This is a genomic window from Nocardioides bruguierae (assembly GCF_023554635.1).
GTDB classification, from domain to species: domain Bacteria; phylum Actinomycetota; class Actinomycetes; order Propionibacteriales; family Nocardioidaceae; genus Nocardioides; species Nocardioides bruguierae.
This window is the reverse complement of record NZ_JAMJPH010000009.1, coordinates 1-25,190: the sequence shown is the minus strand read 5'-3', so window position 1 is coordinate 25,190 and position 25,190 is coordinate 1. Positions and strand designations below refer to the sequence as shown.

Here is a 25,190-nt window from a genome sequence, read left to right as displayed (position 1 = left end):
GCGCGTGGTCGGGAGGGTCTGCTCGGCCGACTGCTCGGCCTGCTGCTCGTCGGGGTCCTCAGGCACCCGAGAACCCTAGAACGCGGCACCGACCGTCCGCGGCACCGGTGCGGCGGGGCTGTGGACGATCGGGGGCCGGGACCGGGCCGGCGCCCCGCCGGGCTCAGGGCGTCGAGGTCACCGACGCCGACTCGGTCGGGGCAACGGTGGGGCTCTCGGTCGGGGACTCCGTCGGCGAGGCCGAGGGGCTCGCGGAGGCCGTGGGCGTCGGGCTCGGCGTGGGGCCGGGTGTCGGGCCGGGCGTGGTGCTGGCTGTCGGGCTGGGTGTGGGGTCGCTCCCCCACGCCAGGTCCGGCTCGCGGGCGTCCGCGGCCTCGATCACCCCGACGGGCTCGGGGGTGGCCCAGGCCAGGTCGGGCTGCGAGGACCGGTCCGGGGCCTCGTCCTGCCGTGCGGGGAGCACGACGGTGACGGTCACGTCGGTGACGCAGACGCCCTGCTCCAGCACGGCGGGGGCGACGCAGGGGGCCCAGCGGAGCACCCGGGTGGGCCGGGCGGCCGTCGGTGCGGTCGCAGGTTCCGCGAGGGCGGCCACCGAGGTCGCGGCACCCGAGGTCGCTGCGGCGGGAGTCACCGCGGGCGCGCCGACGGGCTCCCCGCGCGCGGCACCGAAGGCGGCCACGGCCGCGAGCGCTCCCCCGCCGGCCAGCAGGGCGGTGAGCCCGGCGCAGGCGGGCACGGTCCACCGGCGTGCGCGCGCACGTGCGGGGGCGGGCGCGGAGGGCGTGGGACGGGGAGCAGGCACGAACCCCTCATCGTCCGACAGGGCGACCGGAACAGCCGGAGGACGACCGGCCCGGGCATCTTCACCCAAACTTGTCCGGCGCGGACGCGGACCGGACCGCCACGGGCCGATGGAGGCGACATGACCTACTCGTCCGCGACGCGGGACCGCTTCCGCCTGCTCGTCTCCGCCCTCACCGGGCTGGGGGCGGCCGGTGCGCTCGTGGGCACCGCCGCGGCGGCGGGCGTCGCCGCCCGCGAGCACGACGAGCAGCAGGTCGAGAGCACCTCCGCCGACACCGCGCAGAGCCGCGCCCAGCTCCGGGAGCAGCGGCAGGCCCAGCGACAGGCCCAGCGACAGTACGAGCGCGACCTGGCCGCCTACGAGGCCGCGGTCGCCGCCCAGGCCGAGCCGGGCGAGGCCGGGACCGGACAGGCGGGCACGGACGCGGCGGGGCGCCGCGTCGTCCTGCGCCAGCGCCCCACGGCCACCCGCACGACCACCGTGCACGTGACGGCCGCGGCCGAGGCGGGCCCGTCCCAGGTGACGGCGAGCGGGGCGGCGGCGGGCACGGCCGGCCAGTCGACCGGCCAGACCAGCACCCAGACCTCGACCGGCCAGACCAGCACCGCCCAGACCGGGAGCCAGAGCCAGACCGGCAGCCAGACCGGGAACCAGGGCAGCAGCACCCCCGCCACCCCGGCCCCCTCGGCCGCACCCACGCCACCGCCGGCGAGCCCCACCCCACCGCCGCCCCCGCCGACGACGAGCGCGTCGTGAGCACGCTCCTCCAGCGCCCGGTCGCCGCGGCCACGCAGCCCGCTCCGGTCGTGGCCGGCGCCGCCGCGTCCTGGCGTGCGCTCGGCACCACGGTCGAGGTGCGCACCGAGCGCCCCGACGAGATCGAGTGCGCCACCACGCTGCTGGGTCAGGTGCTCACCGACGTCGCCGAGGTCGCCAGCCGCTTCGACCCCGACTCCGACCTCTCCCGCGTCAACGCCGCGGCCGGCCACTGGGTCGAGGTCGACCCGCTGCTCGTCTCGGCCGTGCGGGTCGCGCTGGACGCCGCGGCCGCGACCGACGGCCTCGTCCACCCGCTCCTGGGGCGCCCGATGATCGAGCTCGGCTACGACGCCGACCTCACCCAGGTGCGCCGCCGCGGCGAGCTGACCCCGCTCCCCCACACGCCCGCCCCGGCCCCGGCCGTCGACGCGTGGGAGGACGTGGCGCTGCGCGAGGAAGCGGTGCGCATCCCCGCCGGCACCGCGCTCGACCTGGGCGCCACCGCCAAGGCGTGGTGCACCGACCTCGCACTGGCTGCGTTCCGGGCCGCGGGCCTGCACCGCGCCCTCGTCTCCTCCGGCGGCGACCTGCGCACCCACGGCCCCGGAGCCTGGACGGTCCGGGTCGCCGAGCGCCCCGGTGACGGCCCCGAGGCGGGCCGCACCCAGCTCGTCGACGCCACCGGCGCGCTCGCCACGTCCTCGGTGCTCGAGCGGCGCTGGCGCACCGCGGGCACCGAGCGGCACCACCTGCTCGACCCCCGCACCGGACAGCCGCTGACCGGACCCTGGCGCACCGCCACCGTGGCCGCCCCCACCACGGTGCTCGCCAACGTCGCCGCCACGCAGGCGCTGGTGCTGGGCCACGACGCCCTCGCGCACCTGCACGCCACCGGCCTGGCCGCCCGCCTCGTCGACCACTCCGGACGGGTCACCGCCGTCAACGGCTGGCCCACCACCCTCCTCACCGACCCGAGCCCCGACGGAGACCCGCACGCATGATCGACGGCCCGCTGACGTGGTTCCTCGAGCGCGGCACCGGCGTCACGCTCGTGGTGCTGCTCAGCCTCACCACCGCCCTCGGCGTGCTCACCGTGGGCGACCCCCGCGGCGGGCGACCCGCCGGTGGGGACGGCGGCGCGCGACTGCCCCGGTTCGTGGTCCGCGCCCTGCACCGCAACCTCGCGCTGCTCAGCGTGCTGGCCCTCGCCGGCCACGTCGTCACCTCGGTGCTGCACGACTGGGTCGGGCTGCGCTGGATCGACGTCGTCGTGCCCGGGCTCGCCTCCTGGCAGCGCCTCGGCGTCGCGCTCGGCACCCTCGCCACCGACCTCGTGCTGCTGGTGCTGCTCACCACGGCGCTGCGTGCCCGCCTCGGCCGCCGCGCCTGGGTGGCGGTGCACCTGACCGCCTGGCTCGCCTGGGCCGCCGGCACCCTGCACGGCGTGCTCGTCGGCACCGACCTCGCCGGGCTGCGGACCCTCCAGCCCTCGCTGGGCTGGGCCGAGGTCGCCACCCTCGCCTCGGTGCTGCTGGTGGGCCTCGCCGCGCTCGGCCGCCTCGGCCTGCTCCTGCGTGCCCGCCGGTCGCCGCTCGCACGGCCGGTCCGAGCCCGCGCGGGCAGCGCCGACAGCGGTCCCGGCCGACGCGCCGGGCTGCCGCCGCTGGGCCGGCCGACCTTCCAGGTCGTCGACCCGCACACCGGTCGCGCCCACGCTCCCGCCGTCCCCGAGAGCCCGGCCGGCGCCCAGGCCGGCACCCCGGCCGACACCCACGCCGGGCTCGCCGGCACCCGCGCCGACCACGAGGCCGTCTACGGCACCGGCCCCCACACGGGCCCCCACACAGGACCCCACACAGGCACCGACCACCTGGAGGGCCACCGATGAGCACCACCCCGTTCCCGCGCCGCGCGGCCGTGGCGGCCCGTGGCGTGCCGCTGGGCGAGGACGTCGTCGTGCTGCCCGGCCCGGTGCTGCTCGCCGGCATGGGCGACGGCCCCTCGCTGCTGGCCCACCGCGCCCGGCACGGCGCGCTGGACGCCGCGGACCCCACGTTCCCCGACGCCGCCGGCCTCGCGGCCCGGGCCGCGAAGGTCCGGCTGCGTGGACGCGGCGGGGCCGGCTTCCCCCTCGCCGAGAAGCTGCGCCGCGTCGCGGCCGTGCGGGACCGGCCGGGCCTGCCCGGCACGGCCGCCCGCCGGCGTCCCGTGGTGGTCGTGAACGGCGCCGAGGGCGAGCCGGCCAGCCACAAGGACTCCGCCCTGCTGCGGCACGTGCCGCACCTGGTGCTCGACGGCGCCGCGGCCGCCGCCCACGCGCTGCGCACCCACGAGGTGCACGTGGTCGTGCCCGGCGAGCGGCCGCGCGTGCGCGAGGCCGTCGAGGCGGCGCTGGCCGAGCGTCGCGACCGCCGCGACCTCAGCGACCGCGACCGCCGCGGCGAGCGGCTCACCTGGCACGTCCACGTGACCGCGCCGCGGTTCGTGGCCGGGCAGGAGACCGCCGTGCTCCAGCTGCTGGCCGGGCGCGAGAACCTCCCCGTCACCGCCGACGCCCCGGCCGCGGCGCGCGGCCTGCGAGGGCGACCCACGCTGCTCTCCAACGCCGAGACGTTCGCCCACCTGGGCGTGCTGGCGCTGCACGGCCCCGGGCCGCTGCTGGCGCACGGCACCGACGAGGAGCCCGGGACGACCCTGGTCACCACCGTGCAGCCGACGGTGCCCGGCTACCCCACCACCGACGCGGTGGTGCGCGAGGTCGCGTTCGGCACGTCGGTGGCCGCCGTGCTGCCGCCGGGCCACGACGGGTACACGCTGCCGGTGCTGGTCGGCGGGTTCCACGGTGCCTGGCTGCCGCCGGCGCAGGTCGCGCGCGCCAAGGTCAGCCCCGCCGACCTCGCCCGCCGCGGAGCCGCGCTGGGCGCCGGCGTCCTGATCGCGCCGAGCGCCCGCACCTGCCCCCTGTCGCTGACCCGCACCGTGGTGGCCTACCTGGCCGCCGAGTCGGCCGGCCGCTGCGGCCCCTGCGTGCACGGGCTGCCCGCGCTCGCCGACGCCGTCGACGCCCTCGCCCGGGGCCGCGACGGCGCGGCCGAGGAGGCCGCGGAGGTCGCCGGGCTGCTGCCGGGACGCGGCGCCTGCCGGCACCCCGACGGCACCGGCAGGCTCGTCGCCTCCGCCCTCGACGCGCTCGCCGACGAGGTCCGCGCGCACGCCGCGGGCACCTGCACCGCCCTGCGCGGCCGGGAGGAGCAGCAGCGATGGGCCTCCTGAGAGGGTCGCGCGCGGCCACGCCGCTGCACGCCCGGCCGCAGCTGCGCGTGGACTGGAACGCCTGCCACGCCGCCGGCCTCTGCCACGAGCTGCTGCCCGAGGTCGTCTCCCTGGACCCCTGGGGCTACCCCGTCGTCGAGGACGGTCCGCTGCCGGCCGAGCAGGTGCGGGACGCCCGCGCCGCCGCCCGGGCCTGCCCCCGGTTCGCGCTGCGGGTCGTCGAGGCCCCCGCCGGCTGAGCCCGCCTGAAGCCGTTCAGCCCAGCCGGTTCAGCCCAGCCGACTCAGCCCAGCCGACTCAGCCCAGCCGGATCAGCCCAGCCGGATCAGCCCAGCGCGACGCCCGCGTCCGCGAGCCGCCCGGCGACGAGCCGACCGAACGTCCGGTGCGAGGCGGCGGAGAGGTGCAAGTCGTCGGAGAGGTAGTTCAGCCCGGTCACGTCGATGACGGAGACGTAGGTGACGCCGGCGTCCGCGGCCAGCCGGGAGAGCAGGCCGTCGACGTGCTGGGCCTGCACGGCCCGCGAGGGCGCCGGGGCGGGGCCGACGACCACGAGGTCGTGCTCCCCGACGGAGCCCACGGCGCGGACGACGCGGGCGAACCCGGCCGCGACGGCCGCGTCGGGCAGGTCCCAGTCGTTGAGGCCGCCCATCACGACGACGGGGGCGTCCTCGTCGACGGTGAGCAGCGCGTCGTGCATCCGCGCGGCGAAGGAGAACCGCGGCCCGCAGGGGCTGGCGAGCGCGCCGAAGCCGGACCCGGAGAACGCGGCCACGTGCACCGTGCCGGGCAGCTGGCGTGCCCACGACTGCGACGGGTCGTCCAGGCCCAGGCCGGCCGACCAGGAGTCACCGACCACCAGCACGTCCGCCCCGGAGCCGGTCACCGCCGCCGCCCGCGCCTGCGAGCCGGCGACGTAGACGTCGCAGCGGCTGGGCCGCGAGCCGGTGGCCGTGCCGCCGGTCACGCCGTCGGCCAGCACCACCACACCCGCGACGAGCAGCACCAGCGCCGCCAGCACGGCGAGGCGCAGGCGGGTGCGGGCGGGCCCGGTGGGCAGCCGCAGGGGGGAGGTGGGCATCGGCACGGTTCCAAGGATCAGTCAGGAGGAGCGGACGCGGGGCCGGAGTGCACGAATCGTTGACGTCGTGTGACCGGATCGTGGACCAGACCAGTGCGACCCCGCCGTCCGGCCCCTCTCGCCGAGTCGGCAGAAAGCTGCTGCCGACTCGGCGGGTGGGGGTGCTCAGGCGGGGGCCGCGTCCAGGGCGTAGGGCGCGAGCTCGCCGGCGAGCTGCTCGGTGGCGCGGCCGACGACCACGGACCCCTCGGCGGTGTGCTCGAGGGAGTCGATCTCGCCGCCCTGGTGCAGCTTGTTGAGCAGGTCGCCCCGCTCGTAGGGCAGCAGCACCTTGAACTGCACCGCGGGACGCGGCAGCTCGGACTCGATCACCGCGAGCGCCTCGGCGATGCCCTGGCCGGTCTTGGCCGAGACGACCACCAGGTGCGGCTCGTTGGCCTGGAGCCGGGCGAGGACCAGCGGGTCCGCCGCGTCCGCCTTGTTCACCACGACGAGCTCGGGGACGTCGGAGGCGTCGACGTCGGCCAGCACCGCCCGGACCGCGGAGAGCTGGCCCTCGGGGTCGGGGTGGGAGCCGTCGACCACGTGCAGGATGAGGTCGGCGTCCGCGACCTCCTCCAGCGTCGAGCGGAACGCCTCGATCAGCTGGTGCGGCAGGTGCCGGACGAAGCCGACCGTGTCGCTCATCGTGTAGACGCGGCCATCAGCGGTGGTGGTGCGCCGGGTGGTCGGGTCCAGGGTGGCGAACAGCGCGTCCTCGACCAGGACGCCGGCGGAGGTGAGCCGGTTGAGCAGGCTCGACTTGCCGGCGTTGGTGTAGCCCGCGATCGCGACGCTGGGCACCTCGCGGCGGCGGCGCTCGGAGCGCTTGGCGTCGCGGGTGACCTTCATCTGGCGCAGGTCGCGGTGCAGCTTGGCGATCTTGGTGTTGATGCGCCGACGGTCGGTCTCGATCTTGGTCTCACCGGGGCCACGGCCACCGATGCCGGCGCCGCCGGCGACCCGGCCACCGGCCTGGCGCGACAGGTTGCCGCCCCAGCCGCGCAGGCGCTGCTTCATGTACTGCAGCTGCGCGAGCTCGACCTGGGCCTGGCCCTCCCGGGACTTCGCGTGCTGGGCGAAGATGTCGAGGATCAGCGCGGTCCGGTCGACGACCTTGACCTTGAGCCGGTCCTCCAGGTTGCGCAGCTGGCTCGGGGCGAGCTCGCCGTCGCAGATCACGGTGTCGGCGCCGGTGACGGCCACGATCTCCTTGAGGGCGTCGGTCTTGCCGCGGCCGATGTAGGTGGCCGGGTCGGGCGAGGTGCGGCGCTGGTAGAGCGCCTCGAGTACCTCGGAGCCCGCGGTCTCGGCGAGCAGGGCCAGCTCGGCCATGGAGTTCTCCGCGTCCTGGGCGGACCCGGAGGTCCAGACGCCGACGAGGACGACCCGCTCCAGCCGCAGCTGGCGGTACTCGACCTCGGTGATGTCCTCGAGCTCGGTGCGCAGCGAGGCGACGCGGCGCAGCTGGTGGCGCTCGGCGAGCTCCATCGCGCCGGTGGTCGGGTCGACCTCCTCGGGGTCCTCGCCCGAGGCGTCCACGAGGTCGTGCGGCTCGTCGTCGGCGTAGCCCGACTCGAAGTCGTCGTCCTCGGCGCTCGCCCGCGTCGACGCGGCGTCCGCGTCCGTGGGGTCGAGGGCGTCCTCCCAGCCGGCGGTCTCGGCCAGCTCGGTGTCGAGCGAGAAGTCGCGTGCGTTGCTCATGTGCCTCCGTGGCGGTCGGTGTCCTGCGTCCAGGGTAGGTCCGGTTCAACGCGGGCGCGAAGCAGTTTCATCCCGACGTCAACCCCACCCGACCCGGTGCTGGGGCTCCCGACGGGCGGGACGTCATACGGAGCGGAGGCACAGTCCCTCAGAGGTATGACGCTGCGCGGCCGAGAGAGCAGCGCGGCCGAGAAGAGGAGCAAGGTCTGGTCAAGGCCGACGGCAAACGCTTGTGACCGGGCGCACCCGTGCCGATGGCACGGGTGCCATGAACACGCTGCAGATCCTGACGTCCCGGCCCGTCCGACGGTGGCTCGCGCCCCTCGGCGTCCTCGGCGTCCTCGCCCTCGCCCTGCTGTTCCTCCACCGCTCGCTGGGCGGGTACGACTGGCACGCGCTGCCGGCCGACCTCGGCGCGATCGGCCCGGTGCCGGTCGCGGGCGCGCTGGCCGCGACGGCGCTGAGCTACCTGGCGATGACCGGGTACGACGCCCTCGCGCTGCGCTACGTCGCCGACCTGGTGCCGCAGCGGCTGCCGTGGCGGCGCTACGCCTCGGCGTCCCTGGTGGCCACCGCGTTCGGCAACAGCCTCGGCGCCTCGGCCATCGTCGGCGCCGCGCTGCGGGCCCGGGTCTACTCGGCCTGGCAGATCCCGACCGCGGCGATCCAGCGGATCATCGGCTTCAACCTGCTCACCCTCGGCCTCGGCTTCGCGGTGCTCTCCGGCGGCGGCGTGCTCGCCCACCCCGAGCGCGCGTCGGCGGCGCTGCACCTGCCCGAGCCGGTGGTCACCGGCCTCGCGGTCGCCGTGCTCGCACCGGTGGTCGGCTACCTCCTGTGGTCGCGGCTCGGACGCCGGCCCCTCACCGTCAAGGGCCACGAGCTGGCCCGGCCGGGCTACGGCCTCGCGGTGACCCAGGTGGCGCTGTCCACCGTGGAGGTCGCGCTCATGGCCGCGGCGCTGTGGTTCCTGCTGCCCGTGGGCCTGGACGTGGCGTTCGTGCCGTTCGTGGCCGCGTTCGCGATCGCCACGGTGGTCGGGCTGGTCAGCAACGTGCCCGGCGGCGTGGGGGTGTTCGAGTCCGTGCTGCTGGTGCTGCTCTCCTCGGCCGTGGACCCGGTCGCCCTGGCCCCGGCGCTCGTGGCGTTCCGGGTCGTCTACTTCCTGCTGCCGCTGCTGGTGGCCGCCGTCCTGCTGGTGGCCCTCGAGGCCCGCCGCGGACGCGACGCCGAGACCGGCGCCTCCCGCTCCCAGACCGTCGAGCTGGTCGGCGTGCTGACCCCGTCCGTGCTGGCCCTCATCGTGGCCGGCCTGGGCGTGGTGATGCTCGCGACCGGCGAGGTGCCCGGCCTGCGCGCGCACCTGCCCGAGGGCTCCGCCTTCGCGGTCAGCCTCGTGGGCATCACGCTGCTGCTGCTGGCCCGCGGCCTGCACCGTCGCCTGCGCGAGGCCTGGGTCGTGACCCGCGCCCTGCTCTTCGCCCAGGTGGGGCTCTCGCTGCTGCTCGGCGCCACGGTGCCGGGCCTGGCCGGCCTCGGCGTGCTGGCGCTCCTCGCCCCGGCGCGCGGGGTCTTCCACCGCCGCTCCGGCTCCTTCCACCACCCCCGCGGCCTGTCCTGGACCCTCGCGGCGACCGGCATCGTCGGCGCCGCCCTCTACTGGCACCAGAGCGCCGCGTGGGGCACCGACGGCACCGTGCTGCTCAGCGTGAGCGACCAGCACCCGGCCAGCGTCCGCGTCGCGGCCCTGCTGGGCGTCGTCGGCGTGCTCGTGCTCGGCCTGCGCCTCCTGCGCCCGCTCGTGCCCGGCCCCCGCACCACCCGCTGCCCCGAGGAGCTGGCGAAGGCCGAGGAGATCGTCTCGACGCGGGGGCGCGCCACGTCCCACCTCGCCTTCACCGGCGACAAGCGCCTGCTGTTCTCCGCCGACGGCGCCTCGTTCCTGATGTACCAGGTCGAGGGCCGCTCCTGGATCACCATGGGCGCCCCCGTCGGCGACCCCGGCACCTTCGCCGCGCTGCTGCGCGACTTCGTGGCGCTGGCCGAGCGGCACGACGGCCGCCCGGTGCTCTACAGCGTCGGCGAGGAGCACGCCGACCTCTACCGCGAGCTGGGCCTGAGCCTGACCAAGCTCGGCGAGGAGGCCGTCGTCGACCTCACCACCTTCGCGATGACCGGCAAGCGCTACGCCAAGATGCGCCGCTGGGTGAACATCAACGTCACCGCCGGCTCCGAGGTCGAGATCCTCGCCCCCGAGCAGGTCACCGACGCCCTCATGGCCGAGATGCGCGAGGTCTCCGACGAGTGGCTGGCCGAGCGCAACGCGAAGGAGAAGCGGTTCTCCCTCGGCCCGTTCGACGACGAGTACGTGCGCCGCTTCCCGGTGGCCACCGTGCGCTTCGAGGGCCGGCTGCTCGCCTTCGCCACCCTCTGGGTGGGCCAGGAGGACGGCTCCGTGGCCGTCGACCTCATGCGCCAGCGCTCCGGCGGCCCGGCGAACGTCATGAACTTCCTCTTCGTCCGCATCATGCAGTGGGGCCAGGAGCAGGGCATGCGCTCCTTCAGCCTCGGCATGGCCCCGCTCTCCGGCCTGGCCACCGGCGAGGACGCCACCACGTGGGACCGGATCGGCGCCCTCGTCTTCGCCCGCGGCGAGAAGTACTACAACTTCCAGGGCGTGCGGCACTTCAAGGACTGCTTCCACCCCACCTGGGAGTCGCGCTACGTGGTGACCCCCAAGGGCCTCGCGTTCCCGACCGCCATGGTCAACGTCGCCACGCTCGTCGGCGGCGGCGTGCGGGGGCTCGTCTCCCGCTGAGGCCGACGGCCGTTCGTCCGGGCCCCGGTCTCGCGCCCGGACTTCGTCCTTCCTCGACCAGCGGCCCCGAGGCCACCACTAGGGTGGCCGCATGCAGCGCTGGCCGCGGTGGGTCTACGGCGAGGGCGAGGACCCGGACTACCGGTTCACCCTCGCCAACGAGCGCACGTTCCTGGCCTGGATCCGCACCGCGCTGGCGCTGATCGCCGGTGCCGTGGCGGTCCGCGCCCTCGACCTCGGCCTGCCCGGCTGGGCGACGCAGGCGCTGGCCGGCGTCCTGGCCGTGCTCGGCATGGCCGGCGGCGTGGTCGCCTGGTTGCGCTGGGCGCGCGGCGAGCGGGCCATGCGCAGCAACGCGCCCCTGCCCGACAACCGCGCCGGCCTCGGCCTCACCGGAGGCGTGGTGCTGGTCGCGGCCGTGGTCGTCGTCGTGCTCGTCGCGGTGGCATGACCCCGGGCATGACTGATGGAACCGGCTCGGGGACGACGGGGCCCTGGCGCGACCCCACCGTCGGCACCGCGCCCGAGCGGGCCGCCCAGCACGAGCGCACGGCGCTGGCCTGGCAGCGCACCGGTCTGTCGGTCGCCGTCGCGGCCCTGGCCGCAGCGCGGTTCGCCTGGCTCGAGGTGGGTCCGCTGGCGCTCGTCGACGTCGTGGTGGCGCTGAGCCTGATGGGGTGGTTCGTCCGCGAGTCCCGCCGTCGGCACGGACGACGGCAGGCGGGCGTGCCCGCCGCACCGGCCGTGGGCCCGGCGCTGGTCGCGGGCGCCGTGGTGGTGCTGGGTGCCGTCGAGCTGGTCGCGGTGCTCCGGGCCGCGGCGGGCTGAGAAACCCTGCGGTAGCCCGGGCCGGCCTCAGAGGTCGGTCTCGCCCCGGGCGACGAGCACGGCGGGGCCGGTCATCACGATGCGCCCCTCGGCCGTCCAGTCGACGGTGAGCGTGCCGCCGGGCAGGTCCACGACGCGGGTGACGGCCTCCCCCTCGGCGCGGCCGTCGCGCAGCGCGCTGGCCACCGCCACCGCGCAGGCGCCGGTGCCGCAGGAGCGGGTCTCGCCCGAGCCACGCTCGTGCACCCGCATCCGCACGTGGCCCGGGGCGACGTCCTCGACGAACTCGACGTTGACGCCCGCGGGGTAGAACGACCGGTCGAAGGTGGGCTCGGCCAGCAGCGGACCGACCGGGCCGCCGGCGTCCACGCTCTCGACGAACGCCACCGCGTGCGGGTTGCCCATGTCGACGCCGACGGCGCCCCACGAGGCCTCGCCGACCGCGACGGTGGTGTCGCCCATCAGCCGCGGGACGCCCATGTCGACGCTGATCTCGCCGTCGGCCGCGCCGTCGGCGAAGGTGATCGTCTTGAGGCCGTCGCGGGTGGCCACCGGCAGCGGGGCGGAGGCGTCGGCCAGGCCCTCGGTGACGAGGTGGCGGGCGAAGACGCGGATGCCGTTGCCGCACATCTCGGCGACCGACCCGTCGGCGTTGCGGTAGTCCATGAACCACTCGGCCTGCTCGGCGCCGGTGCCGGGCTCGTCCACGTACCGGGCCCGCACGACCCGCAGCACGCCATCGCCGCCGAGGCCGGCACGGCGGTCGCACAGGGCCGCCACGCGGGACGCGGGCAGCTCGCCGTGCAGGTGCAGGTCGGGGTCCGGCAGGAGGACGAAGTCGTTCTCGGTGCCGTGGCCCTTGAGGAACGGGTAGGTCACCGCTCCACGGTACCGGCCACGCGGGGACCAGACGGACCTAGTCCGAACGGGCCATCCGAGTGCACCCGTTCACTCCTGACGCGGCCCGCCCGCCGAACGTAAAGTTTCGGACAAGGGCGACCCGCCGGATCCCGGGCCGCTCCGCTACTGCTCCCCCTCCCCCCTCTCTCGATCCCGCTCCCCTCCCCCCGCCCCCGTCCGCCGACGTTCCCCGTCGGCCTGCCGAGCGCGCGCGGAGGTGGCCCCCAGCGAAGGAGCCTCCGCCCATGAGTCCCCGACCCCCCACGCCTCCCACCCGGCGCAGCAGGCTGCGCCGGCTCACGGCCGCGACCGCGACGGTCGGCACCGGGATCGCCGCGTTCGCGGTGCTGCCGGCCCTGCCCGCCGCGGCCGCCGACCCCGACTGGACCGCGAGCGCGCACAGCGACGTGGTGGACCTCAGCGCCTCGCTGCTGGGCCAGAGCCTCACCGACGTGGTCGTGGGGCACTCGCTCGCCGAGGTCGACACCGCGGGCGACCCGGTCGTCACCGCGACCTCCTCCAACGTGGACACGGCGCTGCTCGGGATGGCGCTGCCGACCGACGGCCAGGTCGCCACGGCCCCGCCGAGCACCGACCCGGCGTCGGAGACCCTGCTCCCGCTCGACCTCGCGCCCCTGCTCACCCTGGGCGTGATCACCGGCGACACCGAGGCCTCGTGGAACGCCGACGGCACCTGCGTCAAGGAGGTCGACGGCGTGCGCACCCTCGGCGGTGCCGACACCCGGCTGGCCGAGCTGAGCCTCGTCGGCGTCGAGGGGCTCGCCACCCTGGTCGACGTCGGCGCCTCGCGCGTCACCTCCACCACCGACCTCGTGCCGACGTTCGGCGACCGGCACGACGTCGTCTCCACCACCACCGCGCGGATCGGCGACATCTCCCTGCTGGACGGGGCGGTGCAGGTGCACGTGGGCAGCCCGGCCGTGCTCACGGCCACCTCGGACGGCACCACCGGCACCGTGGAGTACACCGCGCCCGTGGTCACCGTGACGGTCGCCGGACAGTCGCAGCCGATCACCCTCGAGGCCGGCACCACCGACATCCCGCTGGACCTGGGCCTGCTCTCCGCGGACGTCTCCCTCACCCTCAACGACGGCGTCGACGCCTCCAGCGCGGCCGCCGCCTCCGGGTCCGTGGACGACGTGCTCGCCATCGACCTCACGGTCGACACGCTCATCCTGGAGGTCGCGAACGTGCACCTCGGCGTCGGCCGCCTGGAGGCCGACGCGACCGCACCGGTCGGAGGCGTGACCTGCACGTCGGAGGCCGACGCCGACGGCGACGGCCTCACCGACGCGGTGGAGGGGACGCTGGGCACCGACCCGGCCGACCCCGACACCGACGACGACGGCCTCACCGACGGCGAGGAGGTCGACACCTACGGCACCGACCCGCTCGACGCCGACTCCGACGACGACGGCCTCACCGACGGCGACGAGGTCAACAGCACCGGCACCGACCCGCTCGACGCGGACACCGACGACGGCGGCGTGGACGACGGCGACGAGAACGCCGTGGGCACCGACCCGCTCGACGGCAGCGACGACGGCAGCGGCGGCCCCAGCGGCACCGACACCGACGGCGACGGCCTCTCGGACGCGGCCGAGGACGTCCTCGGGACCGACCCCGACAACCCCGACACCGACGGCGACGGGCTCACCGACGGCGCCGAGATCAACATGGTCGGCACCGACCCGCTCGACGCCGACAGCGACGACGGCGGCGTCTCCGACGGGGCCGAGGTTGCCAACGGCACCGACCCGAACGACGGCACCGACGACGTGCTCGTCGACGACATGGACGGCGACGGGCTCACCGACACCGAGGAGGTCGCGCTCGGCACCGACCCGGCGGACGCCGACACCGACGGTGACGGGCTCACCGACGGCGCCGAGGTCAACATGGTCGGCACCGACCCGCTGGACTTCGACACCGACGACGGCGGCGTGTCCGACGGCGCCGAGGTCTCGGCGGGCACCGACCCGCTCGACGGCACCGACGACGTCGAGGTCGACGACGCGGACGGCGACGGCCTCAGCGACGAGGCGGAGGCCGGCCTGGGCACCGACCCGGCGGACGCCGACTCCGACGACGACGGCCTCACCGACGGCGCCGAGGTCAACACCTACGGCACCGACCCGCTCGACGCCGACACCGACGACGGCGGCGTCCTCGACGGCGCCGAGGTCTCCCGCGGCACCGACCCGCTGGACGGCACCGACGACGTCGCGGCCGGCCCCACCGACCCCGACCGTGACGGCGACGGACTCACCGACGGCGAGGAGCTCTCCCTGGGCACCGACCCCGACGACCCGGACTCCGACTCCGACGGGCTGACCGACGGCGAGGAGGTCAACACCTACGGCACCGACCCGCTCGACGCCGACACCGACGACGACCGGATCAAGGACGGCCGCGAGGTGGCCGGGCCGATCAGCCGCTACCCGCGGTGCACCACCGACCCGCTCGCGACCGACTCCGACGGCGACGGCCTCACCGACGGCGCCGAGGTCCGCGGCATCACGATGAACCTGATGGTGGTCCGCCCGAACAAGAAGCTGACGGTGAAGAAGGTCCGCACGAGCCCGTGCCGGGTCGACACCGACGGCGACAAGCTCACCGACCGCCGCGAGGTCCGCGGCTCGCGGCTCGGCATCCGGGTCGTGCTGCGCAGCGGCACCATCCGCATCGGCGCCCGCAAGACCAACCCGCTGGTCCGCGACACCGACGGCGACGGCCTCTCCGACCGCGTCGAGGTCACCGGTGCCCGCAACACCGCGTGGGGCCGCAAGGCCACCGACCCGACCCGTGCGGACACCGACCGGGGCGGTCGCACCGACCGCGCCGAGATCCGTGCCGGCTCGGACCCGAACAACGTCTACTCGGGGCCGAGGAACCCCGACCGGACCACGCCCTCGCAGCGGGCCTCGGCCCGCCTGGGCTGAACCCCCGGCCTCCACCCCGGCTCGACCGGCTCGACCCGCTCCATCCCGGCGCCCGTCGTCGTCCTCCGTCCCCACCCGGGGCGGGCGGACGGCGGCGGGCGCTGCTACGCCGTGGCCGCCCGCACCGCCGCGAGCGCACGGGTCAGCCGGTCGGGGTCGTCGAACCGGACCCACGTGATCCGCGGGTCCTTGCGGAACCAGGAGTCCTGGCGCCGGGCGAACCGCCGGGTCGCGACCACCGTGCGCTCCTTGGCCTCCTCCAGGCTGAGGACGCCGGCCAGGTGGTCGGCCACCTCGCGGTACCCGATCGCGCGGCCGGCGGTGCGGCCCTCGGCCAGTCCCTCGCCGAGCAGCCGCTCCACCTCGTCCACGAACCCGTCGGCGAACATCTGCTCCACGCGCTGCTCGATGCGTGCGTCCAGGGTCGGCCGGTCGATGTCGACGCCCACCTGCACCGCGCCGGGCAGGGCGTACTCCAGCCGGGGCAGCGTCGCGGTGAACGACCTCCCGGTCAGCTCCACGACCTCCAGCGCCCGGACGATGCGCCGACCGTTCTCGGGCAGGATGCTCGCCGCCGCGGCCGGGTCGACCGCGGCCAGCCGCGCGTGCAGGGCGCCGCTGCCCACCTGTGCCAGCTCGGCCTCCAGCCGCTCGCGCAGCGCCGGGTCGGTGCCGGGGAACTCGAACTCGTCCAGCACCGCCCGGGTGTAGAGGGCCGAGCCGCCGACCAGGACGGGCACCCGGCCTCGTCCGCGGAGGTCGGCGACCAGCCCGCGGGCCCAGGCCTGGAACTCGGCGACGCTGGCGGGCTCGGTGACGTCGAGGACGTCGAGCAGGTGGTGGACGACGCCGCGGCGCTCGGCGGGCGGGAGCTTGGCGGTGCCGACGTCCATGCCGCGGTAGAGCTGCATGGCGTCGGTGTTGAGCACCTCGCCGGGCGTGCCGGCGGCGGTGAACGCCTCGGCCAGGTCGAGGGAGAGCGCCGTCTTGCCGGACGCGGTGGCCCCGACCACCGCGACCACGGGCAGGCCGACCGGCACCCGGGCGGGCGAGTCAGGAGCACTCGTCATGTGGCTAGTGTGGCAAGACCCGAGGAGCAGACCTGAAGGAGGAGCCGATGGGCTTCCTGGACAAGGCCCGCCGCCAGCTGGACACCCCTGCCAACCGCCAGCGGCTCACGGGGCTGCGGGGCAGGGTGGCCGACACGGTCGCGAAGAACGAGACGAAGATCGGCCAGGGCCTGGACAAGGCCGCCGCGGCCGTCGACCAGCGCACCAAGGGCAAGCACCACGCACGCATCACGCAGGGCGTCGCCGGCGCCAAGAAGGGCGTGTCCTACCTGGGCCGCAAGCCCGGCAGCGCTGATGGCGGGCCCGGTACCACCGACGACAGCACGGGAGGCACCCGATGACCGCACCCATCCCCGAGGAGCGCGACGCCGCGCCGCTGGAGGACTCGATGGACGGCATCCGGCCGCCCGGCGAGCACGGCGAGGACCTGCCCGACGGCAAGGACGGGGCGTCCGCCGCGGCCGCCGAGCAGGAGTCGAACGCCGAGGAGTCGGACGCCGGCGAGCCCAGCCAGTGACCGACACGCACGTCCCGGAGGTGGGCGGCCGCTTCGTCGTCGTCCCCGCCTCCTACGTCTTCCTGCTCCGCGACGGGGTGGCCGGCCTCGAGGTGCTGCTCCAGCTGCGCACCAACACCGGCTTCATGGACGGCCACTGGGCCGCCGGCGCGGCCGGGCACGTCGAGCGCGGCGAGACCGCCGTGGAGGCCGCCCACCGCGAGGCGGCCGAGGAGATCGGCGTGTCCGACCTCGTCCTGGAGTTCCTCACCACCATGCAGCGCACCCGGGGCGGGGAGCCGATCGACGAGCGGGTCGACTTCTTCTTCGCCGCGCGCTCGTGGTCGGGAGAACCCACCCTCCAGGAGGGCAAGGCCGCCGACCTGCGGTGGTGCCCTCTCGACGGGCTCGACACCCTCCCGGGGCCGGTCGTCCCCCACGAGAGGGTGGTGCTCGAGGCGCTGCGCACGCGCACGCTGGAGCCGTACAGCACGCACGGCTTCGTCACGGGGTGACCAGCATGTCCGAGACCAGCACGACCAGCGACTCCACCGCCTCCACCGGCAGCGACCTGGGGCCGATGCCCCAGCCCGAGGCCACCAGGCCCCAGCTCGTGCCGGGCGGGCCCGACGCGGTGCTCGAGGCGCAGCGCAGCCCGGTGGTGCCGGACGTCGCTGCCGAGGCCAACCCGGCCACCGCCGCCACGCCCGAGGCGAACCGCTCCGGGGAGGACACCTCCACCCAGGCCACCCGCGGCGAGAAGGCCCCGGCGGCGCCGGAGTCCCCCGCCTGAGCCCACGGGCCTCGTCCGTCCGGCCTGGACGCAGACGTGGGCCGACCGGAACAACCGCGCGAACGCGCTGGTCCGTGCAGCGAACCCGCAGGTCAGCGGCGTGCCGCGGACGACGGCTCGGCGTCGTTCCGGTCCGTCGCCGTCATGCGGCGGCCCTGAGCCGCACCGCGTCCCGCAGGGTCTGCTCGACCCGGCGCGGGTGGAGCATCACCTCTTCCCAGCTGAACCTCAGCACCGTCCAGCCGTGGACGACCAGGGCGTGGTAGCGGGCGGCGTCCCTGGCGAGGTCGGCCCGGCCATCGTGCGAGCCCGGGCACTCCCCGGACCCCTCAGGCCGGCGACCAGGTCGAGGAGGTCCCGGCGCGCCAGGCCGTCGCGCAGGGCCGAGTCGGCCACGCAGAGCGACTCGGCGAAGGGCAGCGACCGCAGGCAGTCGACCACGGTCCGGTCGATCGAGGTCACCCCGGCCTGCTGCTCGGCCCGGGTCACGGGCGACCACCGGACGTCGGCCCCGTCCGCCTGCCCGGCGGCGAGGCGGCGGTGCCGCGGGACGGTGACGACCGGACGATCGGACGATCGGACGATCGGGCGCCCACTGGACGGCCAGTCCGTGCAGCAGGGCCGCGCTGAGGTGCGAGGCAGTCCCGGAGAGGCGGGCCGCCTCCGTCCTCGCGCGGTCGGCCCCGGGCAGCGCGTAGCGGCCGCGGGCGACGCGGACGACCGCGCCGCTGTCCCGAGCGGCCTCGGCGCGGGCGCGGCCGGGCCGCACGTGCACGCGGCTCTCCACAGGGACGTCGCGGGACCGGAACGACGCACGACCGCAGGCCGGTGGCTGTGCGAACCCGCCGGTCAGCGCGTCGTCACCACCAGGGGCCGACCGTTCTTCCGGTCCGCCGACGAGAAATCCGACAAGCTCAGAGCCGGGTGACGTCCAGCGGGGTCTCGACGACGCCGTCCGCACCGGCCTCGACGAAGTAGGCGCCGGCGGCGTCGGTCTCGGCGTACGCGCCCACCATCTCGGTGCCGCGGTAGAGCACCCCGGCGCCGTCGTCGGTGGCGTACCCGGCGGGCAGGGTGCCGTCGGCCACCAGCGACTGGAACAGCGGGCGCCGCTGCGGCTCGCTGTCGTAGTGGACGCCGTTGCTGAAGGGCACCAGGCCGAGGCCGTTGGTGACCGGGCGCAGCTCGGGGCCGAAGGAGTCGGTGGTGCCGCCGGTGTGCCAGCAGATGGAGCCGGCCGAGACACCGGTGAGCACGACGCCGGCCTCCCAGGCGGAGCGCATCGCCTCGTCCACGCCGTGCAGGCGCCACATGGCGAGCAGGCCGGCCACGGAGCCGCCCCAGACCCACACCACGTCGGCGTCGAGGAGGTGGGCGGTCACGTCCTCGACGTTGGGCATCGTGAACAGCTGCAGGTGCGAGCCGGTCCAGCCGCGGGTCTGCACCGCGTCGTAGAAGTCGCGGATCAGGCCCGGCGAGTCGCCGCAGGCGGTGCCGAGGAAGCAGACCTTGGGAGCACGGCCGGTGACCCCGGCCAGGTCGACGGCCAGCTCGGTGAGCGGGCCGGGCTCGAACCTCGTGCGGGTGCCCATGACGGCACCGCCAGAGGTCGCGAGGATGGTGGGGGCGTCAGCGGGCACGGCGGACCTTCCGAGAGAGGTTCGTCAAGGATCCCTGACCGTAGCGGAGCGTCCGCGCGCGACGATGCGCGGGGCGCGCCCGCGAGGGGCCGGGGGGTGCCCCGATGCTGCCACCTCGGCCCGGCCGCGCGCTGCACCGGGGCGAGCGTCGGTGCGTCAGCGGCAGGCCGGGGCGTCCGGCAGCGGGGCCGGGACGCCGACGGTGGGCATGCCCAGGCCGACACCCGCCGGTGCCGGCGGGGCGGCGTGGCGGCGCTCCCAGGCGTCGCCCGAGCGGGTGCGGCGCACCGCGTGCACGGTGTCGGCGACGAGGTGGTGCGGGGCGGCGTAGGTGACCTCGACGGTGACCATGTCGCCCGGGCGCGGCTCGCCGAGCGAGGCGTCTGGCACGGCGAAGTGCACGAGCCGGTTGTCGGGAGCGCGGCCGGAGAGCCGGCGGGTCTCGGCGTCCTTGCGCCCCTCCCCCTCGGCGACCATCACCTCGAAGGTGCGGCCGACCTGGAGCTTGTTCTGCTCCCAGGAGATCTCCTCCTGGAGCGCGACGAGGCGCTGGTAGCGGTCCTTCACGACGGACGCCGGCACCTGGTCGTCCATCGTGGCCGCCGGCGTGCCGGGGCGGATGGAGTACTGGAAGGTGAAGGCGCTGGAGAACTTCGACTCCGCGACCACGCGCAGCGTCTCGGCGAAGTCCTCCTCGGTCTCGCCGGGGAAGCCGACGATGATGTCGGTGGTGATCGCGGCGTGCGGGATCTGCTCGCGGACGCGCTCGATGATGCCCAGGAACTTCGACGAGCGGTACGAGCGGCGCATCGCCTTGAGGACGCGGTCGGAGCCGGACTGCAGCGGCATGTGCAGGCTGGGCATCACGTTCGGGGTCTCGGCCATCGCGTCGATGACGTCGTCGGTGAACTCGGCCGGGTGCGGGCTGGTGAAGCGCACCCGCTCGAGGCCCTCGATGTCGCCGCAGGCGCGCAGCAGCTTGGAGAAGGCCTGGCGGTCGCCGAACTCGACGCCGTAGGCGTTCACGTTCTGGCCGAGCAGGGTCACCTCGGTGACGCCCTCGGCGACCAGCGCCTCGATCTCGGCGAGGATCTCGCCGGGGCGGCGGTCCTTCTCCTTGCCGCGCAGGCTCGGGACGATGCAGAACGTGCAGGTGTTGTTGCAGCCGACGCTGATCGAGACCCAGGCCGCGTAGGCCGAGTCGCGCTTGGTGGGCAGCGTCGACGGGAAGACCTCGAGGCTCTCCAGGATCTCGACCTGGGCCTCCTCGTTGGCCCGGGCGCGCTCCAGCAGAGCGGGCAGAGAGCCGATGTTGTGGGTGCCGAAGACGACGTCCACGTACGGCGCCTTGGCCGTGATGGTGTCGCGGTCCTTCTGCGCGAGGCAGCCGCCGACGGCGATCTGCATGCCCGGCTTGGCCGCCTTCACCGGCGCGAGGTGGCCGAGGTTGCCGTAGAGCTTGTTGTCGGCGTTCTCCCGCACGGCGCAGGTGTTGAACACGACGACGTCCGCCTGCTCGCCCGACGGCGCAGCCGTGTAGCCCGCGTCCTCCAGGAGGCCTGTGAGGCGCTCGGAGTCGTGGACGTTCATCTGGCACCCGTAGGTCTTGACCTCGTAGGTGCGGGGCTGCGCGAGCGGGGCGGCGGTCTCGGTCATGGCCTCACCAGGGTAGGAGCCTCCCGTGACGAGCGGGAATCGTGAGCGCTCAGAGCACGACCCACGCGGCAGTCCCGTGCATGATCGCCACCGTCGGCACCTCGACGAGGAGAGGGTGCGCGAACACGAATCCGTCGGCGCTGTCCCGGACCCAGGACGAGATGGGCCGAGCGTGCGACCACCCGTGCTCGATCACCACGAAGCAGCCGCCGAACGTGAGCACTGCCGGCAGCACCGTGAGCGGGGCCAGGACGAGGTGGAGGCCGGTGAACCAGAGCATGAACGATCCGGCGAGCAGGCTCATGACCGCGACTCGGGTCCAGCCGGACAGCAGGACGGAGCGCAGGCGCGCCCCGGCCGAGGCCGCGCGACCGGCGCGCTCGGACCCCGGGCGGGTGTGGGTGGACGGGAGGTCGGTGCGGTGCGAGGTGGTCATGCCCGAGAGGCTGCCCGCGGCCGGGACGGCGAACCCGACGCCGCCGCAGCCTGTGGAGAACCACCGACCCCGCCTCGTCCTGGCCCACTCGTTCCGACACCTGTCAGGCATCGCCGACTGACCCGGTCCGGCCAGCGCCGTGACCCTCGCGTGGCACCACTGGGCCTGTTTCGTGACCCGTCAGGGCCAGGGGGGGATGGCTCCGAACCTGAGAACTTGGTTAGGGTGCCGACGCATGACGGCAGAAGCGACTGCGGCCGAGACCGCCGCCCGCCCCGGCGAGCCCCTCGTGGTGCTCGACCACGTGGACAAGCACTTCGGCTCCCTCCACGTGCTCCAGGACATCGAGCTCACGGTCAACCGTGGCGAGGTCGTCGTGGTCATCGGCCCCTCCGGCTCGGGCAAGTCCACGCTCTGCCGGACGATCAACCGCCTCGAGACGATCGACGACGGCTCCATCACCCTCGACGGCGAGCCGCTGCCCGCCGAGGGCAAGGCGCTCGCCCGCCTGCGCGCCGAGGTCGGCATGGTCTTCCAGTCCTTCAACCTGTTCGCGCACAAGACGATCCTCGAGAACGTCACGCTGGGCCCGATCAAGGTCCGCGGGATGAAGAAGTCCGAGGCCGACAAGCTGGCCAAGGAGCTCCTGGACCGCGTGGGCGTCGGGCACCAGGCCGACAAGTACCCCGCCCAGCTCTCCGGCGGCCAGCAGCAGCGCGTCGCCATCGCCCGCGCGCTGGCGATGCAGCCGAAGGTGATGCTCTTCGACGAGCCCACCTCGGCGCTGGACCCCGAGATGATCAAGGAGGTCCTCGACGTCATGGTCGACCTCGCGCAGCAGGGCATGACCATGGTCGTGGTGACCCACGAGATGGGCTTCGCACGCACCGCCGCCGATCGCGTCGTGTTCATGGCCGACGGCGCCATCGTCGAGGAGAACACCCCCGAGGAGTTCTTCACCAACCCGCAGAGCGCTCGTGCGCAGGACTTCCTCGGGAAGATCCTCAAGCACTGAGGCGCACCCGGCCGATCCCTCGGCCCCTCACACCTCTCCCCGCCGACCACCGGCGGGGAAGCACCGCACATCCATCGAAGGAGACCCCCGTGCGACTCAACCGACTCAAGGCCGGCGCCGCTGCGGCAGGCCTCGCCCTCGCCCTCACCGCGTGCGGCTCCGACTCCGGTTCCGACGTCGAGGTCGCGAGCGACACCGACTTCCCCGCCGGCTCCACCATGGCCGAGATCGCCGACGCCGGCACCATGACCGTGGGCACGAAGTTCGACCAGCCCGGCTTCGGCCTGGCCAACCTCGAGGACGTCCCCGAGGGCTTCGACGTCGAGGTCGCCAAGATCATCGCCGGCGCCATGGGCATCGCCCCCGAGGACATCGAGTGGACGGAGACCCCCTCCGACATCCGCGAGCAGGTCATCGAGGACGGCGACGTCGACATGGTCGTGGCCACGTACACGATCAACGACGAGCGCAAGCAGCGCATCACGTTCGCCGGCCCGTACTACACCGCCGGCCAGCAGCTCATGGTCGCCTCGGACAACGACACCATCACCGGCCCCGACGACCTCGCGAGCAACCCGGACGCCAAGGTCTGCTCGGTCACCGGCTCGACCCCGGCCGACCAGATCAAGGAGTACCTGGCCAGCGACGACCAGCTCGTGCTGTTCGACGTCTACGAGAAGTGCGCGGACGCCCTGAGCACCGGCCAGGTCGACGTCGTCACCACCGACAACGTCATCCTGCTGGGCCTCTCCTCCGAGGCCGACGGCGAGTTCAAGCTCGTCGGCGAGCAGTTCACCGAGGAGCCCTACGGCATCGGCATCGCCAAGGGCGACACCGAGTTCTGCGAGTTCATCAACACCACGCTGCAGGAGAACGAGGACGCCTACAACGAGGCCTGGGCCTCGACGGCCGGCGAGGTCGAGGGCACCGAGGCCCCCACCCTCCCCGAGCCCGACGAGTGCGTCTGAGCCTCGACAGGCACCACGCGCGGCCCGGCGAGGGGCCGCGCAGCAGGACGGGGGCGGGGGCCCCCCCCCCCCCCCGCCCCCCGCCCCCCCCCCGGGGGGGGGGCCGCGCCCCCCCCCCCCCCCCCGGGCCCCGGGGGGGGGGCCCCCCCCGCGGGGGGGGGGGGCCCCCCCCCCCCCCCCCCGTCCCCCGTCCCGGACCGAGTGAAGGAGCCGCGCCGTGGGACCGGTGATCGACAACCTCGACCTGTACTGGTCGGGATTCCTCCAGTCGCTGGAGTTCATCCTGTGGTGCCTGGTGGGCTCCCTGCTGGTGGGGACCGTGATGGCGGCCTTCCGGGTCTCGCCCGTGCCGTCGCTGCGGGCGCTGGCGGTGGCCTACGTCAACGTCTTCCGCAACACGCCGCTCACCATCGTGCTGTTCTTCATGGCGTTCGGCCTGCCCGAGCTCGGCATCAACCAGAGCTACTTCTTCTTCGCGGCGCTCGGCCTGATCCTCTACACCGGCGCGTTCGTGTGCGAGGCGCTCCGCTCGGGCGTGAACGCGGTCCCGGCCGGTCAGGCCGAGGCGGCCCGCGCCCTGGGCCTCACGTTCACACAGTCGATGCGCCAGGTGATCCTGCCGCAGGCGTTCCGCAGCGCGATCCCGCCGCTGGGCAGCGTCCAGATCGCGATGTTCAAGAACTCGGCCGTGGCCGGCGCCTTCGGCATCGGCGGTGACCTCTACAGCGTGGGCAAGACCCTCACCAGCGCTCGCGGCTACGACTACGTCCCGGTGCTGACCGGCGTAGCCATCGGCTACCTGATCATCACCCTGACGGCCGCGGCACTGCTGACCCTCCTCGAGCGGAAGGTGGCGATCGTCCGATGACGGACTCCTCCAGCGTCCTCTTCGACGTCCCCGGCCCCAAGGCACGTCGCCGGGCCCAGGTGCTCACCGTCGTCGGTGGCCTCGCGATCCTCGCCCTCGTCGCGCTCGCGGGCATGCGCCTCGCCGAGCGCGGGCAGTTCGACGCCGAGCTGTGGAGCCCGTGGATCAACCCCACGGACGAGAACTTCGCCCAGGTCTGGCGGCTCGTCGGCGAGGGCCTGCTCGCCACGGTGATCGCGGCGGCCCTGGCGATCGCGCTGTCGCTCGTCGTCGGCATCGCGGTCGGCGTGGCGCGCATGATGTTCACGCCGATCCTGCGGATCCCCGTCGTCGCGTTCATCGAGCTGTTCCGTGGCCTGCCGGTGGTCATCACGATCGTCTACGTCTGGCGGGCGATCGTCGAGACCGAGGTCCCGATCGACTGGCTGCCCGGGGACGACGCGCTGTGGTACCTGGTCATCGGCCTCACGCTCTACAACTCCGTGATCATCGCCGAGATCCTCCGTGCCGGCGTCGCCTCCCTCCCCCGCGGCCAGCGCGAGGCGGGCCTGGCCATCGGCATGACGCCGTGGCAGACGATGCGGAGCATCCAGCTGCCGCAGGCGTTCCGCACGATGCTGCCCGCCCTGGTCAGCCAGCTGGTCGTGATCCTGAAGGACACGTCCCTGGTCGCCGTCATCGGTCTGGGCTACCGGGAGCTGCTCGACCGCGGCAACCAGATCGCGCAGTTCCTGGACAACCCGATCCAGTCGCTGTTCATCGTGGGCGCGATCTACGTCGTCATCAACTACACGCTGTCGCGGATCGCGATCTGGCTCGAGCGACGGCTCAGCCGGGCGTCGTCGTCCGCCGACGAGCCGGAGCCCGAGCCCGCCACAGCGGGCGCCTGAGCACCCGGCCCCGACGCGCCCCGACGCAAGCAGCGCCCGCCACCTCGGTCGAGGTGGCGGGCGCTGCTGCGTGCGCGGTCAGTCCTTCTTGCGCGGCGTCACCCAGAGATGGATGACGCCCTCGATGACGACGGTGCCGTCGGGGGGGGGGGGGGGGCCCCCCCCCCCCCCGGCCCCGCCCCCCC

At 74.9% G+C, this 25,190-nt stretch carries 25 protein-coding genes; 17 read left to right on the top strand and 8 right to left on the bottom strand.

Translation table 11 applies throughout. From position 1 onward, the window contains the following. Positions 1-163: 163 nt before the first annotated feature. Complete coding sequence (locus M8316_RS06425) at positions 164-805, bottom strand: hypothetical protein (protein WP_250053040.1); 642 nt, start codon at positions 803-805, stop codon at positions 164-166. Between the two features lie 120 nt (positions 806-925). Between M8316_RS06425 and M8316_RS06420 the strand changes: the two genes are divergently transcribed. Genes M8316_RS06420 through M8316_RS06400 form a run of 5 tightly spaced genes read left to right on the top strand, consistent with a single transcriptional unit; the run spans position 926 to position 5,079 of the window. Next, a complete protein-coding gene (locus tag M8316_RS06420) occupies positions 926-1,564 on the top strand; it encodes a hypothetical protein (RefSeq protein ID WP_250053039.1) in 639 nt (212 codons plus the stop codon). Beyond that, positions 1,561-2,568: an FAD:protein FMN transferase gene (locus tag M8316_RS06415; RefSeq protein WP_250053038.1), complete on the top strand. Its 1,008-nt coding sequence runs from the start codon at positions 1,561-1,563 to the stop codon at positions 2,566-2,568. Before M8316_RS06420 ends, M8316_RS06415 begins: the two co-directional genes overlap by 4 nt. Then, positions 2,565-3,455 carry a hypothetical protein gene (locus tag M8316_RS06410; protein WP_250053036.1) on the top strand — a complete coding sequence of 297 codons (891 nt, stop codon included), beginning with the start codon at positions 2,565-2,567 and terminating at the stop codon, positions 3,453-3,455. The genes M8316_RS06415 and M8316_RS06410 overlap by 4 nt, the downstream gene beginning before the upstream one ends. Further along, positions 3,452-4,840 (top strand): NADH-ubiquinone oxidoreductase-F iron-sulfur binding region domain-containing protein, encoded by a 1,389-nt coding sequence (locus tag M8316_RS06405; RefSeq protein ID WP_250053035.1) that lies wholly within the window; start codon positions 3,452-3,454, stop codon positions 4,838-4,840. Before M8316_RS06410 ends, M8316_RS06405 begins: the two co-directional genes overlap by 4 nt. Further along, the gene (locus M8316_RS06400; protein ID WP_250053034.1) at positions 4,828-5,079 is read left to right on the top strand and encodes a ferredoxin; all 252 of its coding nucleotides are present in this window, start codon (positions 4,828-4,830) and stop codon (positions 5,077-5,079) included. The genes M8316_RS06405 and M8316_RS06400 overlap by 13 nt, the downstream gene beginning before the upstream one ends. An 86-nt stretch (positions 5,080-5,165) precedes the next feature. Here M8316_RS06400 and M8316_RS06395 read toward each other — a convergent pair whose 3' ends face one another. Then, a complete protein-coding gene (locus tag M8316_RS06395; protein ID WP_250053033.1) occupies positions 5,166-5,921 on the bottom strand; it encodes an SGNH/GDSL hydrolase family protein in 756 nt (251 codons plus the stop codon). Positions 5,922-6,086: 165 nt separating this feature from the next. After that, positions 6,087-7,664 carry a GTPase HflX gene (gene hflX, locus M8316_RS06390; RefSeq protein WP_250053032.1) on the bottom strand — a complete coding sequence of 526 codons (1,578 nt, stop codon included), beginning with the start codon at positions 7,662-7,664 and terminating at the stop codon, positions 6,087-6,089. Between the two features lie 268 nt (positions 7,665-7,932). Here hflX and mprF point away from each other — a divergent pair, with 268 nt between their 5' ends. The 3 genes from mprF (at position 7,933) to M8316_RS06375 (ending at position 11,310) form a co-directional block, all read left to right on the top strand. Further along, complete coding sequence (gene mprF, locus M8316_RS06385) at positions 7,933-10,482, top strand: bifunctional lysylphosphatidylglycerol flippase/synthetase MprF (protein ID WP_250053031.1); 2,550 nt, start codon at positions 7,933-7,935, stop codon at positions 10,480-10,482. 91 nt (positions 10,483-10,573) lie between these two features. Continuing rightward, positions 10,574-10,933 (top strand): YidH family protein, encoded by a 360-nt coding sequence (locus M8316_RS06380; RefSeq protein ID WP_250053030.1) that lies wholly within the window; start codon positions 10,574-10,576, stop codon positions 10,931-10,933. An 8-nt stretch (positions 10,934-10,941) separates the two neighbouring features. After that, complete coding sequence (locus tag M8316_RS06375) at positions 10,942-11,310, top strand: DUF202 domain-containing protein (protein ID WP_250053029.1); 369 nt, start codon at positions 10,942-10,944, stop codon at positions 11,308-11,310. A gap of 27 nt (positions 11,311-11,337) precedes the next feature. Here the strand turns inward: M8316_RS06375 and dapF are convergent, their stop codons facing one another. Next, entirely contained in the window at positions 11,338-12,189 is an 852-nt protein-coding gene (gene dapF / locus M8316_RS06370; protein WP_250053028.1) for a diaminopimelate epimerase, read from the bottom strand. A 266-nt stretch (positions 12,190-12,455) separates the two neighbouring features. On the opposite strand from dapF, the gene M8316_RS20470 reads away from it, so the two are divergent. Further along, positions 12,456-15,173, top strand: a complete 2,718-nt coding sequence (locus tag M8316_RS20470) for a hypothetical protein (RefSeq protein WP_272494832.1) — start codon at positions 12,456-12,458, stop codon at positions 15,171-15,173. 104 nt (positions 15,174-15,277) lie between these two features. On the opposite strand, the gene miaA is transcribed toward M8316_RS20470, so the two are convergent. Next, positions 15,278-16,243 (bottom strand): tRNA (adenosine(37)-N6)-dimethylallyltransferase MiaA, encoded by a 966-nt coding sequence (gene miaA, locus M8316_RS06355; protein WP_250053027.1) that lies wholly within the window; start codon positions 16,241-16,243, stop codon positions 15,278-15,280. Between the two features lie 47 nt (positions 16,244-16,290). Here miaA and M8316_RS06350 point away from each other — a divergent pair, with 47 nt between their 5' ends. The 4 genes from M8316_RS06350 to M8316_RS06335 are packed head-to-tail and all read left to right on the top strand — an operon-like array spanning position 16,291 to position 17,532. After that, complete coding sequence (locus M8316_RS06350) at positions 16,291-16,584, top strand: antitoxin (RefSeq protein WP_250053025.1); 294 nt, start codon at positions 16,291-16,293, stop codon at positions 16,582-16,584. Beyond that, a complete protein-coding gene (locus M8316_RS06345; RefSeq protein WP_250053023.1) occupies positions 16,581-16,760 on the top strand; it encodes a hypothetical protein in 180 nt (59 codons plus the stop codon). The genes M8316_RS06350 and M8316_RS06345 overlap by 4 nt, the downstream gene beginning before the upstream one ends. After that, positions 16,757-17,254 carry an NUDIX domain-containing protein gene (locus tag M8316_RS06340; protein WP_250053020.1) on the top strand — a complete coding sequence of 166 codons (498 nt, stop codon included), beginning with the start codon at positions 16,757-16,759 and terminating at the stop codon, positions 17,252-17,254. The genes M8316_RS06345 and M8316_RS06340 overlap by 4 nt, the downstream gene beginning before the upstream one ends. Positions 17,255-17,259: 5 nt before the next feature. Further along, positions 17,260-17,532 (top strand): hypothetical protein, encoded by a 273-nt coding sequence (locus M8316_RS06335; protein ID WP_250053018.1) that lies wholly within the window; start codon positions 17,260-17,262, stop codon positions 17,530-17,532. A 914-nt stretch (positions 17,533-18,446) separates the two neighbouring features. On the opposite strand, the gene M8316_RS06330 is transcribed toward M8316_RS06335, so the two are convergent. The 3 genes from M8316_RS06330 to M8316_RS06320 all read right to left on the bottom strand — a co-directional run bounded on the left by M8316_RS06330 (position 18,447) and on the right by M8316_RS06320 (position 21,264). Next, the gene (locus M8316_RS06330) at positions 18,447-19,172 is read right to left on the bottom strand and encodes a Type 1 glutamine amidotransferase-like domain-containing protein (RefSeq protein ID WP_250053017.1); all 726 of its coding nucleotides are present in this window, start codon (positions 19,170-19,172) and stop codon (positions 18,447-18,449) included. A 156-nt stretch (positions 19,173-19,328) separates the two neighbouring features. Continuing rightward, positions 19,329-20,828 carry a tRNA (N6-isopentenyl adenosine(37)-C2)-methylthiotransferase MiaB gene (gene miaB / locus M8316_RS06325; RefSeq protein ID WP_250053015.1) on the bottom strand — a complete coding sequence of 500 codons (1,500 nt, stop codon included), beginning with the start codon at positions 20,826-20,828 and terminating at the stop codon, positions 19,329-19,331. Positions 20,829-20,877: 49 nt separating this feature from the next. Further along, complete coding sequence (locus M8316_RS06320; RefSeq protein WP_250053013.1) at positions 20,878-21,264, bottom strand: hypothetical protein; 387 nt, start codon at positions 21,262-21,264, stop codon at positions 20,878-20,880. A gap of 235 nt (positions 21,265-21,499) precedes the next feature. On the opposite strand from M8316_RS06320, the gene M8316_RS06315 reads away from it, so the two are divergent. The 4 genes from M8316_RS06315 (at position 21,500) to M8316_RS06300 (ending at position 25,005) form a co-directional block, all read left to right on the top strand. Further along, on the top strand, positions 21,500-22,279 hold the full coding sequence (locus tag M8316_RS06315; protein ID WP_250053011.1) for an amino acid ABC transporter ATP-binding protein: 780 nt from the start codon (positions 21,500-21,502) through the stop codon (positions 22,277-22,279). 89 nt (positions 22,280-22,368) lie between these two features. After that, positions 22,369-23,247 carry a glutamate ABC transporter substrate-binding protein gene (locus M8316_RS06310; RefSeq protein WP_250053009.1) on the top strand — a complete coding sequence of 293 codons (879 nt, stop codon included), beginning with the start codon at positions 22,369-22,371 and terminating at the stop codon, positions 23,245-23,247. A 217-nt stretch (positions 23,248-23,464) separates the two neighbouring features. Beyond that, positions 23,465-24,115 (top strand): amino acid ABC transporter permease, encoded by a 651-nt coding sequence (locus M8316_RS06305; protein ID WP_250053007.1) that lies wholly within the window; start codon positions 23,465-23,467, stop codon positions 24,113-24,115. Next, complete coding sequence (locus M8316_RS06300) at positions 24,112-25,005, top strand: amino acid ABC transporter permease (RefSeq protein ID WP_250053005.1); 894 nt, start codon at positions 24,112-24,114, stop codon at positions 25,003-25,005. The genes M8316_RS06305 and M8316_RS06300 overlap by 4 nt, the downstream gene beginning before the upstream one ends. Positions 25,006-25,190 lie beyond the last annotated feature (185 nt).

What these genes read in the sequence shown, in the direction of transcription:
- M8316_RS06320 (WP_250053013.1), bottom strand. Translation starts at nt 21,264, where the DNA reads ATGACCACCTCGCACCGCACCGACCTCCCGTCCACCCACACCCGCCCG.
- hflX (WP_250053032.1), bottom strand. Translation starts at nt 7,664, where the DNA reads ATGAGCAACGCACGCGACTTCTCGCTCGACACCGAGCTGGCCGAGACC.
- miaA (WP_250053027.1), bottom strand. Translation starts at nt 16,243, where the DNA reads ATGACGAGTGCTCCTGACTCGCCCGCCCGGGTGCCGGTCGGCCTGCCC.
- M8316_RS06315 (WP_250053011.1), top strand. Translation starts at nt 21,500, where the DNA reads ATGACGGCAGAAGCGACTGCGGCCGAGACCGCCGCCCGCCCCGGCGAG.
- M8316_RS06395 (WP_250053033.1), bottom strand. Translation starts at nt 5,921, where the DNA reads ATGCCCACCTCCCCCCTGCGGCTGCCCACCGGGCCCGCCCGCACCCGC.
- M8316_RS06345 (WP_250053023.1), top strand. Translation starts at nt 16,581, where the DNA reads ATGACCGCACCCATCCCCGAGGAGCGCGACGCCGCGCCGCTGGAGGAC.
- M8316_RS06400 (WP_250053034.1), top strand. Translation starts at nt 4,828, where the DNA reads ATGGGCCTCCTGAGAGGGTCGCGCGCGGCCACGCCGCTGCACGCCCGG.
- M8316_RS06405 (WP_250053035.1), top strand. Translation starts at nt 3,452, where the DNA reads ATGAGCACCACCCCGTTCCCGCGCCGCGCGGCCGTGGCGGCCCGTGGC.
- M8316_RS06300 (WP_250053005.1), top strand. Translation starts at nt 24,112, where the DNA reads ATGACGGACTCCTCCAGCGTCCTCTTCGACGTCCCCGGCCCCAAGGCA.
- M8316_RS06335 (WP_250053018.1), top strand. Translation starts at nt 17,260, where the DNA reads ATGTCCGAGACCAGCACGACCAGCGACTCCACCGCCTCCACCGGCAGC.
- M8316_RS06420 (WP_250053039.1), top strand. Translation starts at nt 926, where the DNA reads ATGACCTACTCGTCCGCGACGCGGGACCGCTTCCGCCTGCTCGTCTCC.
- mprF (WP_250053031.1), top strand. Translation starts at nt 7,933, where the DNA reads ATGAACACGCTGCAGATCCTGACGTCCCGGCCCGTCCGACGGTGGCTC.
- M8316_RS20470 (WP_272494832.1), top strand. Translation starts at nt 12,456, where the DNA reads ATGAGTCCCCGACCCCCCACGCCTCCCACCCGGCGCAGCAGGCTGCGC.
- M8316_RS06375 (WP_250053029.1), top strand. Translation starts at nt 10,942, where the DNA reads ATGACTGATGGAACCGGCTCGGGGACGACGGGGCCCTGGCGCGACCCC.
- M8316_RS06350 (WP_250053025.1), top strand. Translation starts at nt 16,291, where the DNA reads ATGGGCTTCCTGGACAAGGCCCGCCGCCAGCTGGACACCCCTGCCAAC.
- M8316_RS06410 (WP_250053036.1), top strand. Translation starts at nt 2,565, where the DNA reads ATGATCGACGGCCCGCTGACGTGGTTCCTCGAGCGCGGCACCGGCGTC.
- miaB (WP_250053015.1), bottom strand. Translation starts at nt 20,828, where the DNA reads ATGACCGAGACCGCCGCCCCGCTCGCGCAGCCCCGCACCTACGAGGTC.
- M8316_RS06380 (WP_250053030.1), top strand. Translation starts at nt 10,574, where the DNA reads ATGCAGCGCTGGCCGCGGTGGGTCTACGGCGAGGGCGAGGACCCGGAC.